This window comes from Terrabacter sp. NPDC000476 (genome assembly GCF_040300125.1).
Taxonomy (GTDB): domain Bacteria; phylum Actinomycetota; class Actinomycetes; order Actinomycetales; family Dermatophilaceae; genus Terrabacter.
In genome coordinates, this window is sequence record NZ_JBEPDF010000001.1 from 381,200 (window position 1) to 396,200 (window position 15,001).

Annotated in this window: 15 protein-coding genes and 1 riboswitch; of the genes, 3 read left to right on the plus strand and 12 right to left on the minus strand. The window is 72.9% G+C overall.

From position 1 onward, the window contains the following. Nucleotide 1: 1 nt before the first annotated feature. Nucleotides 2-622, minus strand: a complete 621-nt coding sequence (locus ABT295_RS01745; protein WP_352392701.1) for an L-threonylcarbamoyladenylate synthase — start codon at nucleotides 620-622, stop codon at nucleotides 2-4. 186 nt (nucleotides 623-808) lie between these two features. On the opposite strand from ABT295_RS01745, the gene ABT295_RS01750 reads away from it, so the two are divergent. Continuing rightward, the gene (locus ABT295_RS01750; RefSeq protein WP_352392702.1) at nucleotides 809-1,189 is read left to right on the plus strand and encodes a GNAT family N-acetyltransferase; all 381 of its coding nucleotides are present in this window, start codon (nucleotides 809-811) and stop codon (nucleotides 1,187-1,189) included. Between the two features lie 42 nt (nucleotides 1,190-1,231). On the opposite strand, the gene ABT295_RS01755 is transcribed toward ABT295_RS01750, so the two are convergent. The 3 genes from ABT295_RS01755 to ABT295_RS01765 all read right to left on the minus strand — a co-directional run bounded on the left by ABT295_RS01755 (nucleotide 1,232) and on the right by ABT295_RS01765 (nucleotide 4,316). Further along, a complete protein-coding gene (locus ABT295_RS01755; RefSeq protein ID WP_352392703.1) occupies nucleotides 1,232-2,419 on the minus strand; it encodes a Tle-like phospholipase domain-containing protein in 1,188 nt (395 codons plus the stop codon). 149 nt (nucleotides 2,420-2,568) lie between these two features. Further along, on the minus strand, nucleotides 2,569-3,225 hold the full coding sequence (locus tag ABT295_RS01760) for a CE1759 family FMN reductase (protein ID WP_352392704.1): 657 nt from the start codon (nucleotides 3,223-3,225) through the stop codon (nucleotides 2,569-2,571). Further along, nucleotides 3,222-4,316, minus strand: coding sequence for an LLM class flavin-dependent oxidoreductase (locus ABT295_RS01765; RefSeq protein ID WP_352392705.1), 1,095 nt, complete (start codon nucleotides 4,314-4,316; stop codon nucleotides 3,222-3,224). Before ABT295_RS01765 ends, ABT295_RS01760 begins: the two co-directional genes overlap by 4 nt. Before the next feature lie 100 nt (nucleotides 4,317-4,416). Between ABT295_RS01765 and ABT295_RS01770 the strand changes: the two genes are divergently transcribed. After that, entirely contained in the window at nucleotides 4,417-5,190 is a 774-nt protein-coding gene (locus ABT295_RS01770; RefSeq protein ID WP_352392706.1) for a TrmH family RNA methyltransferase, read from the plus strand. A 166-nt stretch (nucleotides 5,191-5,356) separates the two neighbouring features. On the opposite strand, the gene ABT295_RS01775 is transcribed toward ABT295_RS01770, so the two are convergent. Then, a complete protein-coding gene (locus tag ABT295_RS01775) occupies nucleotides 5,357-5,893 on the minus strand; it encodes a DUF1697 domain-containing protein (protein ID WP_352392707.1) in 537 nt (178 codons plus the stop codon). Between the two features lie 2 nt (nucleotides 5,894-5,895). After that, nucleotides 5,896-6,762, minus strand: a complete 867-nt coding sequence (locus ABT295_RS01780) for a PhzF family phenazine biosynthesis protein (protein ID WP_352392708.1) — start codon at nucleotides 6,760-6,762, stop codon at nucleotides 5,896-5,898. 72 nt (nucleotides 6,763-6,834) lie between these two features. On the opposite strand from ABT295_RS01780, the gene ABT295_RS01785 reads away from it, so the two are divergent. Then, nucleotides 6,835-7,464, plus strand: coding sequence for a histidine phosphatase family protein (locus ABT295_RS01785; protein ID WP_352392709.1), 630 nt, complete (start codon nucleotides 6,835-6,837; stop codon nucleotides 7,462-7,464). 39 nt (nucleotides 7,465-7,503) lie between these two features. Here ABT295_RS01785 and ABT295_RS01790 read toward each other — a convergent pair whose 3' ends face one another. From ABT295_RS01790 to ABT295_RS01815, 6 genes are all read right to left on the minus strand, one after another. Next, the gene (locus tag ABT295_RS01790; RefSeq protein ID WP_352392710.1) at nucleotides 7,504-8,991 is read right to left on the minus strand and encodes a glutamate-cysteine ligase family protein; all 1,488 of its coding nucleotides are present in this window, start codon (nucleotides 8,989-8,991) and stop codon (nucleotides 7,504-7,506) included. 117 nt (nucleotides 8,992-9,108) lie between these two features. After that, nucleotides 9,109-12,087: an aminomethyl-transferring glycine dehydrogenase gene (gene gcvP / locus ABT295_RS01795; RefSeq protein ID WP_352392711.1), complete on the minus strand. Its 2,979-nt coding sequence runs from the start codon at nucleotides 12,085-12,087 to the stop codon at nucleotides 9,109-9,111. 78 nt (nucleotides 12,088-12,165) lie between these two features. Beyond that, nucleotides 12,166-12,265: riboswitch (glycine riboswitch) on the minus strand. A gap of 77 nt (nucleotides 12,266-12,342) precedes the next feature. Then, a complete protein-coding gene (locus ABT295_RS01800; RefSeq protein ID WP_352392712.1) occupies nucleotides 12,343-12,927 on the minus strand; it encodes a MerR family transcriptional regulator in 585 nt (194 codons plus the stop codon). A 168-nt stretch (nucleotides 12,928-13,095) separates the two neighbouring features. Further along, nucleotides 13,096-13,638, minus strand: a complete 543-nt coding sequence (locus ABT295_RS01805) for a bifunctional nuclease family protein (protein ID WP_352392713.1) — start codon at nucleotides 13,636-13,638, stop codon at nucleotides 13,096-13,098. A gap of 49 nt (nucleotides 13,639-13,687) precedes the next feature. Further along, nucleotides 13,688-14,425, minus strand: coding sequence for a transcriptional regulator FtsR (ftsR, locus tag ABT295_RS01810; protein WP_352392714.1), 738 nt, complete (start codon nucleotides 14,423-14,425; stop codon nucleotides 13,688-13,690). Then, complete coding sequence (locus tag ABT295_RS01815; RefSeq protein ID WP_352392715.1) at nucleotides 14,422-14,886, minus strand: FHA domain-containing protein; 465 nt, start codon at nucleotides 14,884-14,886, stop codon at nucleotides 14,422-14,424. Before ABT295_RS01815 ends, ftsR begins: the two co-directional genes overlap by 4 nt. Between the last annotated feature and the right edge of the window lie 115 nt (nucleotides 14,887-15,001).

Genomic DNA, 15,001 nt, shown 5'->3' on the forward strand with positions numbered 1-15,001 from the left:
GCTACTCGAACGGCGCCGGGTCGCCGGCGCCGACGCGCGTGACGACCGGGTAGCCGTCCGAGAGGTCGACGACGGTCGTCGGCTCGAGACCGCACTCCCCCGAGTCGATGACGGCGTCGACGACGTGGTCGAGCCGGTCCTTGATCTCCCAGCCCTCGGTCATCGGCTCCTCGTCGTCGGGCATGAGCAGCGTGCTCGAGAGGATCGGCTCGCCGAGCGCCCGGAGCAGCTCGCGCACGACGGGGTGCTCGGGGATGCGCACGCCGACGGTCTTCTTCTTGGGGTGCAGCAGCCGCCGCGGCACCTCCTTGGTGGCCGGCAGGATGAAGGTGTACGGCCCCGGAGTGGCGACCTTGATGGCCCGGAAGACCGAGTTGTCGAGGTGCACGAACTGCCCGAGCTGGGCGAAGTCGGCGCAGACGAGCGTGAAGTGATGGCGGTCGTCGAGCTGGCGGATGCGCAAGATCCGCTCCTTGCCCTCCGGGTTGTCGAGCGAGCAGCCGAGCGCGAAGCACGAGTCGGTCGGGTAGGCGATGAGCCCTCCCGAGCGCAGGATCTCCACCGCCTGGCCGATCGCGCGCGGCTGGGGGTCGACCGGGTGCACGTCGAAGTACTTCGCCATGCCCACACCCTGCCACGCGCAGGCCCCGATGATGAACCTGCCGATGACGCTGCCGATGGTGCTGCGCCCGACGGGGTGATAACCCCCTCCATCCGCAGCACCATCCGCAGCACCATCCGCAGCGTCATCGCGACCACCTCCCCAGCGGGGGTTGAGCGGACGCGGGGCGTGCGCGAGGGTGGGGGCATGAGCGAGGACCCGGACGGCATACGCGTGGTCGACGTGCCGGAGCGCGAGCGCTTCGAGCTGCGCGACGGCGAGCACCTCATCGGGCTGGCGAGCTACGTCGTCGTGCCCGCCGGAGCCCCGGACGGCGAGGAGCGGATCGTCTTCTTCCACACCGAGGTGGCCGAGGCGCGCGAGGGGCAGGGCCTCGCCGGCCGCCTCGCTGCCGCCGCGCTCGACACCGCGGTCGCCACAGGAAGGGTCGTCGTGCCGGTGTGCCCGTACATCACCGCCTACCTGAAGCGTCACCCGGAGCATGCCGGCCACGTCTCCGCGCCGACGCCGGCAGACCTGCGCGCCGTCGACGAGGCGGCCCGACGGGCCGGGGCGACGGGCGACTGAGCGCCGACCCGAGGTGCGGGCGAGTCGGCACACGGGCTCGGGTCAGTGCTTGCCGAAGTACTCGCTCGCCTCCATGGCCTCGATGACCGACGGCGCCTGGTGTTGCCCGATGGCGTAGCTGCCGACGTCCCAGACGGTCTCGGCCGCACCGATGACCGGGCTGAGGACCGAGAACTTCGACGGGTGCACCTCGAGCGGCTGGGCGGGGTCGAGCGCGATCTGGGTGCCGAGGGCGTTGGGCAGGACGTTGTCGCCGAGCCCCGGCACGTGGTCGGTGAAGGAGCCGAGCGGGTTCTGCAGCGTCGTCAGCACCTCGCCGCGCACGTGGTAGTTGCGCACCTGGTCCGGCGTGATGCCGGGCGGCTGGTGCCCGACGACGGCTGCGGCGACGACCGTGTTGGGGTGCACCCCGGCCGCGTTGAAGGTGACGGCCGGCACGTCGGTCGCGACCGAGGCGGTGCTCGCGAGGCCGCCCCCGAGGGAGTGGCCGGTCAGCACCATGTTGTCGCTGCCGACGGCCGTGGCGAGGTGCTGCGCGAGCGCGATGGCCTGCACGTGCTGCGAGCTGAGGCCCCCGACACCCTGCTGGGCGTTGGCCGCCCAGTCGTCGATGCTCGACGGGTCGGTGCCGGCGAAGGCGAGCACGTAGTCGCCGTCGGCATCCTTGTAGATGTTGGCGGCGAACCCGCCCGGGCCGTCGAGGGCGGCGGGGTCGATGCCGAGGGCCTCGAGCTCCGAGGCGTCGAGGGGCGAGAAGTCCTCGGTGCCCGTGCCGTCGTAGACGCCCTGTGCCAGCTCGGCCAGCTCGAGGTCGATCTCCTGTGGCTTGGTGCCGCGCAGCCCGTCGGCGAACGGCGGCGGCGCGGCCGCCTCGCCACCCAGCGGGGCGGCGCCGCCGAGACCGAACGGGAAGAGCGTGCCGGGCCCGAGCGGACCACCCGGTGAGCCGGGCACACCGGCGCCGCCGCTCGTCGAGCGCTGACCCCGGGCGTTCTCCGAGAGGCGCGACGACATGCGCTCGAGGGTCGACCCCAGTGCGGTCAGCGCCGCGGAGGTGGTGCGCCAGTCGGCCTGCGCGGCCTCGGCGTCGGCCCCGCCCCAGGAGCGCCCGATGACGGCCAGCGCCCGGGTCCCGGTGGCCCGGATCGTCTCGACCTCCCCGGCGCACGCGGTGAGCTCGCGGGCGACGCGGTCGAGGGCTTCCGGGTCAGCACCCTTGCGGTAGAGCACGAGGTTCCTCCTGTCGACGGTCCGCCCACCGTAGGTGCTCCCGGCAGGCCGGTCCATGGGGAGCACTCCCCCCGGCGCGTCACCGCAGACGCCGACGCCGGGGCGCAGGGCCCCGGCGTCGGCGTGTGGCGCGGCTCGTGGTGCCGCGATCAGGCGCGCAGGTCGCTCAGCATCGAGGCGAAGGGCGTGACGTCGTCGAACGGGTCGACGTGCGCGACCCGAGGTGAACCGTTGACCAGGGCGGCGAACGCCCTTCCCGCGCGGTCGATCCGCTCGCCGAGGCGACCGGCCTCGACGCTGCCCCAGTCCTCGCTCGCCGCGAAGACGGCCACCGGGGCGACGAGCGCCCCGAGGTGGGCGAAGAGCGGTCGGAGGGCGTGGTCGATCGCGAGCGAGTGTCGCGCCGTGCCACCGGTGGCGCCGAGCAGCACCGGGGTGTCGCGGAGGGCGTCCTTCGGCAGCACGTCGACGAGCATCTTGAACAGCCCGCTGTACGAGGCGGCATACACCGGTGTGGCGACGACGACGGCGTCGGCCTCCGTGATCGTGTCGATCCGCACCTGCAGGTCGGGCGAGGCGAAGCCGGTGAGCACGTTGTTGGTCAGGTCGTGCGCGACGTCGCGCACGTCGACGACCTCGACGACGACCTCGACCGGTCCGCCAGCCCCGGCGCCGCTGCCACCCCCGGCGGGGGCGGCGGCGGTCAGCGCGCGCACGGTCGCCTCGGTGAGGCGGTCGGCGAGCAGGCGGGTCGACGACGGCTGGGTGATCCCGGCCGTGACGACCGCGAGGTGGAAGGTGGTCATGGGACGAGCTCCTTCTCGGGAGAGGTGGCGGCGAGCTGGCTCGCGTGGGTCGGGGCGTCCGGCACGTGCGCCGGCTTGAGGGCGGCGAACTCCTTGCGCAGCACGGGCACGACCTCCTCGCCGAGGATGTCGAGCTGCTCGAGCACCGTCTTGAGCGGCAGGCCCGCGTGGTCGAGCAGCCACAGCTGGCGCTGGTAGTCACCGGCGTACTCGCGGAAGCCGAGCGTCTTCTCGATGACCTCCTGCGGGCTGCCGACGGTCAGCGGCGTCTGGCTCGTGAACTCCTCGAGCGACGGGCCGTGGCCGTAGACCGGGGCGTTGTCGAAGTACGGCCGGAACTCGCGCACCGCGTCCTGGCTGTTCTTGCGCATGAAGACCTGGCCGCCGAGCCCGACGATCGCCTGGTCGGCGCTGCCGTGGCCGTAGTGCTCGAAGCGGCGGCGGTAGAGCGCCACCATCTGCTTCGTGTGGCTGGCCGGCCAGAAGATGTGGTTCGAGAAGAAGCCGTCGCCGTAGTACGCCGCCTGCTCGGCGATCTCGGGGCTGCGGATCGAGCCGTGCCACACGAACGGCGCGATGCCGTCGAGCGGGCGCGGCGTGGAGGTGAAGCCCTGCAGGGGCGTGCGGTACCTGCCCTGCCAGTCGACGACGTCCTCGCGCCACAGCCGGTGCAGCAGCGCGTAGTTCTCGATGGCGAGCGCGATGCCGTCGCGGATGTCCTTGCCGAACCACGGGTAGACCGGGCCGGTGTTGCCGCGACCCATCATCAGATCCATGCGGCCGTTGCTCAGGTGCTGCAGCGTGGCGTAGTCCTCGGCGATGCGCACCGGGTCGGTGGTCGTGATGAGTGTCGTCGACGTCGAGAGGATGATCCGCTCGGTCTGCGCGGCGATGTAGGCGAGGGTCGTCGTGGGCGCGGACGGGATGAACGGCGGGTTGTGGTGCTGACCCGTCGCGAAGACGTCGAGCCCGACCTCCTCGGCCTTCCTGGCGATGGCGACCGTGGCCTGGATGCGCTCGTGCTCGGTCGGCGTGCGCCCCGTCGTCGGGTCGGTCGTGACGTCCCCGACGGTGAAGATCCCGAACTGCATGTTCCCCAGCTCCTCATTTGATTGACGATTCAATCATACCGAACGTCGGGGGGTCCTCCCCGATTCCCACGGCCCGGCGCGCCCGTGGGATCCTGTCGCGGTGACCCCCGAGACGACCCCCGGAATCTCGCCCAAAGACCGTTTCATCACGGTCTACGGCCGCAACCCCGTGCACGAGGTGCTCCTCGACGACGACGTCCACGTCGACAAGGTGGTCATCGCCGACGGGGCGCGCGGCAGCGGGCTGCGCGAGATCCAGCAGGCCGCCCGCCGCCGGGGCGTCGAGGTGGCCTACGCGAGCGCCGAGCGGGTCAAGAAGCTCGCGGGCAACGGTCGCCAGGACCAGGGCGTCTTCGCCGACGTCGTGGCGCCCCGGATGCGTCCGCTCGAGGTCGCGCTCGCGGGAGACGTCGCGTCGCTGCGGGCGGTGCTCGTGCTCGACGGGGTGACGACGCCCGCCAACGTCGGCATGATCCTGCGCTCCGCGACCGCCGCCGGGGTGGACGGCATCGTCGTGCCGCGCAAGGGCGTCGCCTCGCTCGACCCGCTCGTCGTCAAGGCGTCGGCCGGGGTCGCGTTCCGGGCGCCGATCCTCAAGGCGTTCACGGCGGCCGAGGCCGTCGCCGACCTCAAGGCCGCCGGCTTCCACGTCGTCGGCCTCGACGCCGGCGGTGACGACGACCTCTTCGCCGCGCACCTGCCCGAGCCGGTGGCCTTCGTCCTCGGCAGCGAGACGGCCGGCCTCACCCCCGAGGTCGCCGACCTCGTCGACACCTGGGTGTCGATCCCCATGGCATCCGGCGTCGAGTCGCTCAACGTGTCCGCCGCCGCCGCGGTCGTCTGCTTCGAGCTCGTCCGCCGCGCGCGCCTCTGACACCGAGCAGGTATGCCGTCCGCCCGCCTCGTGGGTCCGACGGACCGCCACGAGGTATGCCGTCGGCGCCCGCCAGGCGGGTCGGCGCGGTCGCCGGGTGGTTCGTGGCGGTCCGTCGGGGCGCCGGGTGGCGCCAGGGCGCCGGCGCGTGCAGCTGCGGTGGAGGTCAGCCCCACTTCTCGGCGAGCGCCCGCACGACCTTGAGGTCGCGGGCCGTGCCGGTCGCCCCGGTGAGGCGCTCGAGGCGCGCGTTGGTCAGCTTGGCCTGGTGGGCCGGCTTGGTGAGGAGGAGGAGCACGTCGGGGTCGAGCACGACGACGCGCTCGCCGTCCTCGTCCCAGGCCTCGAGCGCCGACCGGCCCGCGGCGGAGAGCCCGCCGGTCGTGAACGTGACGTAGCGCCGCGCGTCGGGGCCGAGCGGGGAGGAGGCCTGCTCGGCCTGTTCCGCGGTGCGGCGCAGCTGCGCCGGGGTGCGCACGACGACCGGCACGTCGAAGCCGAACTCCTCGGAGATGACCTCGCGGAGGCGCGCCTCCACCGTGGCGGCGCTGCGAAGCGTCGTCGTCACGCGCACGTTGCCGCTCTGGATGTGGGTCTCGACGTCGGTGAACCCGCTGCTGCCCAGGTGTTCGCGCAGGTGCGCCATCTTGACCCAGCGCTGCCCGACGTTGACCGCACGCAGGAAGGCGACGAAGGTGGCCACGGTCAGGCCCCCCTGGTGCAGCTGCCGCGGCCCACGCGCTCGACCCGGCCGCCGACGTGCACCCCACCGTCGGCGTCGATCTCGAGCTGGAGGCGTGACGGCCGGCCGACGGCCGTGCCCTGGCTGATCTCGACCGACACGTCCCGGGCGCCCTGCGCGACCATCCACCCGCCGAGGTTGGCGCAGGCGGACCCGGTCGCCGGGTCCTCGAGCACGGCCTGGCCGGAGGTGTAGAAGAGCCGCGCCTCGATCGTCTTCGGACCCGTCCACGCCCAGACGTAGACGTGCGGTGGTCGTCCCGGTGAGGTCATGTGCTCGGCCATCGCGTGGGCGTGCGGGTCGCACGCGCGCACCGCCTCGGCGTGGTCGAGGCGCACGACGAGCTGTTCGACGCCGGCGTCGACCCAGGCCGCGTCGGCGCGCACGAGGGCGCCGCCGTCGATGCCGAGGGCGCCGGCCAGCTCGGCCTTGCTCGCCGTCACCTCGCGCAGCGACGCCGTGGGGGCGGTGAGCTGCCAGCCGCCGTCGGTGCGCACGACGGGGATGCGTCCGGCGGGCAGCTCGAGGTGCACGAGCGCGGCCGCGCCGTGGGAGGCCGCACCGTCGAGGGTCGCGACGACCTCGGCCGTGCCGAGGGTCGGGTGGCCCGCGAAGGGCATCTCGTGGTCGGGCGTGAAGATGCGGACGTCGGCGTCGGCACCCGCCCGGCTCGTGACGAAGGTCGTCTCGCTGAGGTTGAACTGCCGGGCCCACGCCTGCATCTCGGCGTCGGACAGCCCGGCGGCGTCGGGGAAGACGCAGAGCGGGTTGCCCGAGAAGGGGTCGTTGGCGACGGAGAAGACGTTGAGCAGCTCGAAGGGCAGGTCCATGGCCCGAGTCTGCCGGAGCGGCGTACCGGACGGGAGGGACCCGCACGGGTCCGCGCCGCTAGATTGGGCGCCATGGCCTCCCCCGACGGCGTCGTGCCCGGCAACATCTACCTCTTCCGGCACGGCGAGACCGAGTGGTCTCTCTCGGGGCAGCACACCGGGACCACCGACCTGCCCCTGCTGCCCGACGGCGAGGCCGCCGCGCGCGAGCTGGCCGACGTGCTGCGCAAGCACCGCTTCGAGCGCGTCCTCGTCAGCCCCCTGCAGCGCGCCAAGCGGACGGCCGAGCTCGCGGGCCTCGGGGACTTCGAGGTGGAGCCGCTGCTGCGCGAGTGGGACTACGGCGCCTACGAGGGCATCACGACGAAGCAGATCAGCGAGGAGATCGGCCACCCCTGGGAGGTCTTCGTCGACGGGGTGCAGCCGGGTGTCACGCCGGGCGAGACGATCGAGCAGGTCTCGGCCCGCGCGCAGGCCGTCCTCGACAAGGTCTGGCCCGACCTCGAGCACGGAGACGTCGCGCTCTTCGGCCACGGGCACGCGCTGCGGGTGCTCACGGCGACCTACCTGGGGGTCGACCCGCGCTTCGGGCAGCAGCTCGTCCTCGACGCCGGATCGATGAGCGTGCTGACGCACCACCGCTCGACGCGCTGCCTCGGGATGTACAACCTCTCCCCCTGGCGGCTCTACTCCGAGGACTGAGGGCGCCTCGACAGGTCGGCTGCCGGCGTCGGCACCGCCTCAGACGTCGGGCAGCTCCCAGGTGTGCACGGGCTCGTTGGCCTGCATGCCCTCGATGTAGTGGCGCAGCATCTCGCGCAGGGCGGCGTCGCGCGTCAGGCCCCGGGACTCGAGGCGGGCCACGCACTCGGTCTGCCACGAGGCGCCGTTGACGCCGAGCAGGCAGCGCTGCTCGATGATGGTGAGGAACCGGTCGCGCACGGCGGCCGAGACCCCCCAGCGCTCGAGGCCCTCGTGTGCCATCGGCAGCAGGCGGCGCAGCACGAGCTCGCTCGCCGGCACCTCGCCGAGGCCGGGCCAGTAGGTGCGGGCGTCGATGCCGAGCCGGGCACCCTCCTCGAAGTTCGCCTCGGCGGCCGAGAAGCTCATCCGGGTCCAGACCGGGCGGTCCTCCTCGGCGAGCACGCGCATCGTGCCGTAGTAGAACGCGGCGTTGGCCATGACGTCGGCGATGCTCGGGCCGGCCGGCAGGACGCGGTTCTCGACGCGCAGGTGCGGGCGGCCGCCGACGATGTCGTAGATGGGCCGGTTCCACCGGTAGACGGTGCCGTTGTGCAGGCGCAGCTCCTTGAGCTCGGGCACCTCGCCGCGCTCGAAGACCTCCTCCGGCTCCTCGTCGTAGAGCTCGGGCAGCAGGGCCGGGAAGTAGCGGACGTTCTCCTCGAAGAGGTCGAAGATCGAGGTGATCCACCGCTCGCCGAACCAGACGCGGGGGCGCACCCCCTGGTTCTTCAGCTCGACCGAGCGGGTGTCGGTGGCCTGCGTGAAGAGCGGGATGCGCGTCTCGGCCCAGAGCTGCTGGCCGAGGAAGAAGGGCGAGTTGGCCCCGAGCGCGAGCTGCGGCCCGGCGAGCACCTGGGCGGCGTTCCAGTGGTCGGCGAAGGCGTCGGGCTGCACCTGCAGGTGCAGCTGGATCGAGGTGCACGCCGACTCGGGCGCGAGGCTGTCGGAGTAGCGGGCGATCCGCTCCCCCGTCGGCCCCTCGAGCTCGAGCCAGACGTCCTCGCCGCGGGCGTCGAGCACCGCGTTGTTGAGGGCGGCGTACCGGATGTTCTCGCTGATCCAGTCGCCCTCGAAGTGCTCGGGCATGACGGTCGGCAGGATGCCGATGGCGACGATGCCGGCGTGGGCCGCGGCGGCCTTCTCGGACGCCCGGTTGAGCGACTCGCGCAGCAGGCCCTCGAGCTCGATCGCGGAGTCGCCGGGCAGCGGCCGGGGGTGGACGTTGAGCTCGATGTTGTAGCGCGCGAGCTCGGTCTGGTAGTCCTCGTCGGCGATCTGCTCGAGCACCGTCTTGTTGTCGAGCTTCGGGCTCAGGTCCTCGTTGACGAGGTTGAGCTCGATCTCGAGCCCCGTCATGGGGCGGTCGAACTCGAACTCGCTCTTGCCGAGCATGCGTTCGAACACGTCGAGGTCGCGGCGGACCTTCTCGCGGTACTGCTGCCGCTGCTCACGCGTGTACCTGGCCTGCTCGACGTCGGCTCCCACGTGAGGAGACAACCACACTCGCGGGCCGCGCGCGAGGGGCGCGCACACAGTGGGCGGCGGACCGGTCGCCGCGGGGCCCCGAGGGACCCCGCGGACGGCCGTCGCCGGGGCGCCGGCTCAGCTCTCGAAGGCCTCCGGCGGCGGGCAGGAGCAGACGAGGTGACGGTCGCCGTACGCGCCGTCGATGCGGGCGACCGGCGGCCAGTACTTGTCGGCCGCCTGCACGCCGACGGGGAAGGCGGCGTCGGTGCGCTCGTAGGGGTGGTTCCACTCACCCCCGACCGCAAGGGCCGTGTGCGGGGCGTGGCGCAGCATGCTGTCGGCGACCGCGACCTCACCCGCGCGGATGGCCTCGATCTCGCCGCGGATGGCGATCATCGCGTCGCAGAAGCGGTCGAGCTCGTAGAGGTTCTCCGACTCCGTCGGCTCGACCATGAGCGTGCCCGCGACGGGGAAGCTCATCGTCGGGGCGTGGAAGCCGTAGTCGACGAGGCGCTTGGCGATGTCGTCGACGGTGACGCCGGTCTCGGCGGTGATGGCCCGCACGTCGAGGATGCACTCGTGCGCCACCAAGCCGTCGTGGCCGGCGTAGAGCACCGGGTAGTGCTCGCGCAGCCGTGCCGCGATGTAGTTGGCCCCGAGCACGGCCATCTGCGTGGCGTGCCGCAGGCCGGCGCCGCCCATGAGCCGCACGTAGGCCCACGAGATCGGCAGGATGCTCGCCGAGCCGTAGGGCGCGGCGGACACGGGCCCGACGCCGGTCTCGGGGCCGGCCTCCGGGGCGAGGGGGTGGTTCGGCAGGTGCGGCGCGAGGTGCGCGCGCACCGCGACCGGCCCGACGCCGGGGCCGCCGCCGCCGTGCGGGATGCAGAAGGTCTTGTGCAAATTGAGGTGGCTGACGTCTGCGCCGAACGTGCCCGGCTGCGCGAGGCCGACGAGCGCGTTGAGGTTGGCGCCGTCGACGTAGACCTGGCCGCCGGCGTCGTGGACGAGCTCGCACAGCTCGGTGATGGTGTCCTCGTACACGCCGTGGGTCGAGGGGTAGGTCACCATGATCGCGGCGAGGTCGTCGCGGTGCGCCTCGACCTTGGCGCGCAGGTCGTCCATGTCGACCGTGCCGCCGGCCGCCGTCTTGACGACGACCACCTTGAGGCCCGCCATGACGGCCGACGCGGCGTTGGTGCCGTGCGCACTGGCCGGGATGAGGCACACGCGGCGGTGCCCCTCGCCGCGGGCCTGGTGGTAGGCGTGGATCGCGAGCAGGCCCGCGAACTCGCCCTGCGAGCCGGCGTTCGGCTGCAGCGAGACGGCGTCGTAGCCGGTGATCTCGCAGAGCCAGGCGGAGAGCTCGTCGATGAGGCCGCGGATGCCCTCGGTCTGCTCGGCGGGCGCGAACGGGTGCAGGTTCGCGAACTCCGGCCAGGTGACGGCCTCCATCTCGGTCGTCGCGTTGAGCTTCATCGTGCACGAGCCGAGCGGGATCATGCCGCGGTCGAGCGCGAAGTCACGGTCGGAGAGCCGGCGCAGGTAGCGCAGCATCGCCGTCTCGGAGTGGTGCGAGTGGAAGACCGGGTGGGTGAGGAAGTCGGACGTGCGCACCAGCGCCGAGGGGACACCGGGCATCTCGCCGCCATGGCCGGATGCGTCGGCCGCGTCGGCCGCACCCGCTGCGGGGGCGTCGACGCCGAAGGCCGCGAGCACCGCGGCGACGGTCGCCGGGGTGGACGTCTCGTCGAGGCTGAGCGACACGCGGTCGGCGTCCACGCGCCACACGTTGATGCCACGGTCGGCGAACGCCGTCGTGACGTCGCCGGCGCGTCCCGGGACGACGACGGTCAGCGTGTCGATGTACGCCGTCGTCTCCACGTCGAGCCCGCCGTCGACGAGCGCGGCGCGCAGGTCGGCGGTGAGCCCGTGCACGCGCCGCGCGATGGCCACGAGGCCGGCGGGACCGTGCCACACGGCATACATGCTCGCCATCACGGCGAGGAGCACCTGGGCGGTGCAGATGTTCGAGGTCGCCTTCTCGCGGCGGATGTGCTGCTCGCGGGTCTGCAGCGCGAGGCGGTAGGCCTGCTGGCCCTGCGCGTCGACCGAGACGCCGACGAGACGGCCGGGCAGCTGGCGCTCGAGGCCGCGGTGCACGGACATGTAGCCGGCGTGCGGGCCGCCGAAGCCCATCGGCACGCCGAAGCGCTGGGCGCTGCCGACGGCGATGTCGGCGCCCCACTCCCCCGGCGCCGTGACGAGGGTCAGGGCGAGCAGGTCGGCGCAGGCGGTGACGAGGCCACCGGCCTCGTGGACGGCGGCGGTGAGCGCGGTCCAGTCGACGAGCTGGCCCGAGGCGTCGGGGTACTGCACCATCGCGCCGAAGACGGCCCGGCCGTCGGCGGCGGCGGACAGCGAGTCGGCGTCGGTCACCGCGCGCAGGTCGGCGACCGCGAGCGGGAGGCCGAGCGCGTCGGCGCGCGTGCGCATGACGGCGATGGTCTGCGGGAAGAGGCGCTCGTCGACGAGCAGGACGGCGTCCGCGGCGGACTTGCTGGCGCGCCGCATGAGCGACATGGCCTCGGCGGCCGCGGTGGCCTCGTCGAGCAGCGACGAGCCGGCGACGTCGAGACCCGTGAGGTCGGTGACCACCGTCTGGAAGTTGAGCAGGGCCTCGAGCCGCCCCTGCGAGATCTCCGGCTGGTAGGGCGTGTACGCGGTGTACCAGGCCGGGTTCTCGAGCACGTTGCGGCGCACGACGGGCGGGGTCACCGTGCCGTAGTAGCCGAGGCCGATGAGCGAGGTGAGCACGGTGTTGCGCGAGGCGAAGTCGCGCAGCTCGTCGATGACCGCGCTCTCGCTCGCGGCGGCGTCGATGGCGAGCAGCTCCGTCGAGCGGATGGCGCCGGGGATGGCCCGGTCGCACATGGCCTCGAGGCTCGGCTGGCCGACGACCTCGAGCATCCGCGCGACGTCGTCGCCGGCGGGGCCGACGTGGCGCCCGACGAAGTCGGCGAGTCCCGCACCAGGTGCCTGCGGGGCGGCCGACGGCTCCGACGGGGACGGCGTGGTGGCGGTGTCCTCGGTGACGAGGTGGTCGATCGACATACGGGCTCCTGACGGGATACGAGCGGACGACACACGCTCCCCGTCTGTCGACACCCGGACGGGTGTCTCCAGAGGTGCCTCACCCGCGTGGTCCTGGCGCCTGAGAGGTTCCGGGGATGTTGCCCCTTCGGCGCCTCGCAGGTGCGTTGCACCCCGAGGACTCTCCCACGCAGGGTCGATCGGCAGACCTGAATCTACCAGCAGGTGCCACGCTGGGCGGCGCCAGCGTCACCCGGGTCACGTGGGTGGGGTCGGTCAGGCGAGGCGGCGGGCCTGGCGTCGCGCGGTCAGCTCGTCGCCGGGGTGCTCGGTGGAAGCCTCCTCCTCGGCGCGCTCGCTCGGCAGCTGGGCCAGCTCGCCCTCGACCTCGCGCCACACGCGCCCGACGGCGATGCCGAAGACGCCCTGACCGCCCTGCACGAGGTCGATGACCTCGTCGGCGGAGGTGCACTCGTAGACCGAGGCACCGTCGCTCATGAGCGTGATCTGCGCGAGGTCCTCGACGCCGCGCTCACGCAGGTGACCGATGGCCACGCGGATCTGCTGGAGGGACACCCCGGTGTCGAGCAGGCGCTTGACGACCTTGAGCACGAGGATGTCGCGGAAGCCGTAGAGGCGCTGGGTGCCCGACCCGGTGGCGCTGCGTACGGACGGCTCGACGAGGCCGGTGCGGGCCCAGTAGTCGAGCTGGCGGTAGGTGATGCCGGCCGCCTTGCAGGCCGTGGGACCGCGGTAGCCGGAGTCCTCGGCGAGCGCGGGCAGGTCGTCGGTGAACAGCAGGCCCTGCGACGCGACGGGCATGGCCCGACCGGCGTCGCGCGCGTCATCGATGGCGGCCATGCCGTCCTCCTCTGCTCAGGCTGGGCGTCGCGTGGTGCGTCCGCGCAGACGACATGACGATAACTACAGTCACGTCGTTCTCCCGACGGTAGGGCGCGCCGCCCCTCCGGTCAATCACCGGGCCCGGCCCGAGCCGGCGTGTCGCACGCGCGGTCGCCACCTTGAAGCTCAGGTGGAGGGTGAGGGTGGGCGGGGGTCCGTCCCGGGCTCACCGGTCTCTCCCTCGTCCGCGGCGTCGTCCTCCGCGGGTGCCTCGAAGTCCTCCGCCGACACGTGGTCGAGGAACTCCTTGAAGCGCTCGACCTCGTCGTCCTCCTCCGAGGACACGACGATGGCGGCCTCGTCGAGGATGGCCGTCTCGACGAGCACCTTGGCGCCGGTGCGAAGCGCCAGGGCGATGGCGTCGCTCGCCCGGGAGCTGATCTCGGCGCGGCCGTCGATGATGAGGGCGGCGTGGAAGACGGAGTCCTTGAGGGCGACGATGCGCACCTCGGTCAGCTCGTGACCGAGCACCGAGAGGATGTCGCGCATGAGGTCGTGGGTGAGCGGTCGCGGCGGCACGACGCCCTGCTGGGCGTACGTGATCGCGGCGGCCTCGGCCGCACCGATCCAGATCGGCAGGTAGCGACCACCGTCGCGCTCACGCAGCAGCACGATCGGCTGGTTCGTGGGCATCTCGACCCGGACGCCCAGGACATCGACCTCTCTCACTCCTCCACCGTACCCCGGCCCCGGAGCGGGGCTGCACCGAGCGGTGAGGTCAGCGGGTCAGGCCCGCCCGGACGAGCGCGACGTGCAACGCGATGCACGCGGAGGCGATCTCGGCGGCGCGCTCCTCCCGCGTGCCGGTGGCCCGACGCGTGGCGAGCACCTGCTCGACGAGGCCGATCTCGCGGTCGGCGGCCGTGCGGAACGGGCGCAGGTGGCGTGCCTCGAGGCCGTGCTCGCCGAGCTGGTGGGCGGCGGCGGCGATGGCGAGCGACTCGTGGCCGAAGTGGCCGTCGGCGTCGGGCTGGAGCAGCCCGTAGGTCTCGAGCGCGTGCATGGTGTCGCGGTCGATGCCGGTCGCCTCGCGCAGCTCGGGCCCGGTCAGCACGACCTCGCGGCGCGCGAGCAGGTCGGCGGGCGTGGGGACCTCCGGGTCCGGAATCGGGGCCGGCGGCCTGGGGCGGCCGTCACCCGGACCCTCCCCCGGGGCGTCAGCGGGGTCGGAGAGCCCACGGTCGAGGGCGTCGAGCGCCTCACGGATCACCTTGAGCGGCCAGTAGCGGTCACGCTGGGCGGTCAGCACGTAGCGCAGGCGCCGGACGTCGCCCTCGGTGTAGGTGCGGTAGCCGGATGCCGTGCGGTGGGGCAGGACGAGGCCCTCGGTCTCGAGGAAGCGCAGCTTGGAGGCCGACACGTCGGGAAAGTCCTCGGACAGCTGCGCGAGGACCTTCCCGATCGTGAGGCGCTTCTCCGCCGCCGGCGTCGCGGGGTCGGGTGCTGCGGGAGTCATGCGGGGGCGTGCTGCGCGGCTCCGGCCGAGTAGTAGACGAGGCGGAACTTGCCGATCTGCACCTCGTCGCCCTGGTGCAGCGGGGCCTCGTCGATGCGCTCGCGGTTGACGTAGGTGCCGTTCAGCGAGCCGGCGTCACGCACGAGGTAGCCACCGTCCTGCGCGACGAACGTCGCGTGCTTGCGCGACACGGTGACGTCGTCGAGGAAGATGTCGGAGTCGGGGTGGCGGCCGGCGGCCACCTGCTCGTCGTCGAGCAGGAAGCGGGCGCCGGTGTTCGGGCCGCGGAGCACGACGAGCAGCGCGGTGCCGGGCCGCAGGGCCTCGATGGTGGCCTGGTCCTCGGCGCTCAGCCCGCGCGGCGCGGCCGCGTCGACGTGGTCGGCGTCCTGTGCCGGCACGCCCTGGAACCGCATGGTGCGGGGTTCGACGTTCATGTCGTCGGGCTGGTCGCTCGACATGCGGTCCTCCTCTTCGGGGTGGTCGGAACGGGGTCCGTCCACTCTAGTTGACCTGGGTGTGGCGGGACCCGCCACGCAGTGCCCTGCGCCGGTGCGGTGCAGGGCTGGGACGTGA